Below are 2,660 nucleotides of genomic sequence, written 5' to 3' on the forward strand. Positions count from 1 at the left end.
CGCTCTAGACTAGATAAGGATAAAATAATACCGTCAACATCACGAGAAGGTAACGCCTCTAACATATTTATATCTTCTAATAATGCACGGCGAAGTGGATTAAGGCTTGGGTCTCCCATTTCAACAATACGTTGATCAGCAGTGCTTAATAGCGCAATAGTTGCATTTAAGTCATGTTCTAACCATAACTTACGCCCTGATAAGTTAATCAAGTATTCGACTTCCGCTAGAATCCAATCACTTGGATGACGCACATTAGTTTCAGATACGGCACGACGTAATGATTGAATATCATCATGGTACAACTTAGTCTTATTCTGACTATCTAGAAGTTGAATATTAAGCTGCTCGACTTGTGTCTTAACAGTATCATTTGATGATTTAGTTTGCTGAAGCTGACTACTTAATCGCGCAGTCTGAGAATCTAATTTATCCGTTAATACTTCAATCTGTTCTTGATAAGCAGTGTTTGTTCCTACATGATTTTTATAAAAGTAGTAACCAAAACCTAAAACAAAAAATAATATAATGAACAGAATGATGATAACAGCTACTAATAGCTTGGAAGATTTTTTGCGTTTTTTCTCTTCAACTTGCACTTCTGGCTCAGTTGATATTTCTGGAGTTTCAGTATTAGTATCAGTCATAATTTTCCTATTTTAAAACTAATGGGCTATACAGAGGAGATCACTTATTATGAAAAAAATCCACTATCTGGTTTGTCTGTAAACTAGGTAATAATATAATATTTTCCACACCCAACGAGCGAGCTTGATCAGCAACACGTTGACTTGGAACATAAAAAGTTAACCTACATAACCAACTTGTATATTCCTTTGGTACAAGTACAAATAATTGATTTAAAATTTCCACACTGCTGATAATAGCACCATTTATAGATGCTTGTTGCCAATAATTAACTAAATGAATGCCATCTAGATCGAGTTTTACACGTTTATATGTCTGAAAAAAATCTACTTGAGCGCCACGTTCAATTAAACTGTTTTCGAGTAAGTCTCTTCCACCCTCACCACGTAGGATTAAAATGCGCTTACCGGCGACATCTTGTAAGGCATCAAGCGCTAATAAACCTTCACTATCAAAACGAGAGAAAGGACACATAACCCTTTGCTTACAGGCTAACCTTAAGCTCTCTTTTGTTGATTCACCTACTGCGTAATATTCAGCATTAGGCCACTCACCAATTATATTATCTTGTGCATATTTAACTGCATTACCACTAACCGCAATCACAACATCATACTGCCCTGATAAAAAGGCACCTAGCGTGTGTGGATCATTTAAACCGACTACTGTTAATAAGGGTTGTGCAATAGAGAAACAACCCACCTCACTCAAGGCATCAACCAGTTGTTGAGCATAAGGAGCAAATCGTGTTATCAGTAACCGGTCATTACAAATCACTTATATACTTCACTTAAAATTTCTTTAGCACCTGCATCTAATAGTTGTTGAGCAAGTTTTTCACCAAGTTCATGGGCTTGATCCACATGACCAGTTATCTCTTTACGTATTATATTCTTACCGTCAACACTACCGACTAAACCACGTAAAAATACTTGTACGCCATCCAACAGAGCAAAACTACCAATAGGGACCTGACAACCACCTTCTAATGCTAAATTCATTGCACGTTCAGCAGTCACTCTGATACGAGTCTGTTGATGATTTAATGGCGCTAATAATGCCATAGTTTCTTGGTCATCTAAACGACATTCAATGCCCACAGCACCTTGACCAACAGCAGGAAGGCTAATTTCAGGCTCAATAAAGCTAGCAATACGATCGTGCATCTCTAAACGCATTAAACCAGAAGCCGCTAAAATAATAGCATCGTATTCACCATCATCTAATTTTCGTAAACGCGTATTTACATTACCGCGTAAATCTTTAATTACTAAATCAGGACGTAACGACTTTATTTGACATTGACGACGTAAACTACAAGTTCCTACTACAGCGCCTTCAGGTAGGTCTGCAATTTCTTTAAATTGATTAGATACAAAAGCATCACGAGGATCTTCACGCTCACAAATAACACTTAACCCTAATCCTTCAGGAAAGTCCACAGGCACATCTTTCATAGAATGAACGGCAATATCAGCTCGGTTTTCTAACATAGCCACTTCTAGTTCTTTAACAAACAAACCTTTACCACCAACTTTAGCTAAAGGTGTATCAAGAATAATGTCGCCTTTAGTTTTCATCGGTAATAATTCAACCGTTAAATCATCATGATGTTTAAGTAATTCAGCTTTAACAAAGTTAGCTTGCCACATCGCTAAAGGACTATGACGTGTTGCAATACGAATAATTTTTTTAGACATAAGCGTCTCTCTTATAACAGGATAATTTATGCTATCAAATACAAACTAATGATCCATATAAATATGATAGAAAAGAGAAAACTAAAGAAAATATTGATTAAGTCCAGGTAAGGAACAGAATACCAACTTCAAAGTTAAATTAAATAAGTGCGATAGCCATTAAGCGAAGCTTAATATCCGGAGCGCTGAGCGAATTAGGCGACAGCCTAGTGTTATGAGCGGAAGAGCTCTGCGATTCCTTTTTATAGCCTGCCAGTATGCGAGTTATCGCATATGTGTATTAGTTTCGATGAGCGAAGCGAACCAATAACC

At 36.9% G+C, this 2,660-nt stretch carries 3 protein-coding genes; all 3 read right to left on the reverse strand.

All coding sequences use genetic code 11. The annotated features are described in order from the left end of the window. On the reverse strand, positions 1-647 hold a 647-nt coding region (locus tag DS885_RS16605), incomplete at its 3' end, for a uroporphyrinogen-III C-methyltransferase (RefSeq protein WP_181817784.1). A 40-nt stretch (positions 648-687) separates the two neighbouring features. Next, entirely contained in the window at positions 688-1,425 is a 738-nt protein-coding gene (locus tag DS885_RS16610) for a uroporphyrinogen-III synthase (RefSeq protein ID WP_113820517.1), read from the reverse strand. Continuing rightward, positions 1,422-2,348 carry a hydroxymethylbilane synthase gene (gene hemC, locus DS885_RS16615; RefSeq protein ID WP_113820518.1) on the reverse strand — a complete coding sequence of 309 codons (927 nt, stop codon included), beginning with the start codon at positions 2,346-2,348 and terminating at the stop codon, positions 1,422-1,424. The genes DS885_RS16610 and hemC overlap by 4 nt, the downstream gene beginning before the upstream one ends. Between the last annotated feature and the right edge of the window lie 312 nt (positions 2,349-2,660).

Origin of the sequence: Psychromonas sp. B3M02 (genome assembly GCF_003318165.1) — a bacterium.
GTDB lineage: Bacteria > Pseudomonadota > Gammaproteobacteria > Enterobacterales > Psychromonadaceae > Psychromonas.

Coding starts and splice junctions, on each gene's coding strand:
- hemC (WP_113820518.1), bottom strand. CDS start 2,348: ATGTCTAAAAAAATTATTCGTATTGCAACACGTCATAGTCCTTTAGCG.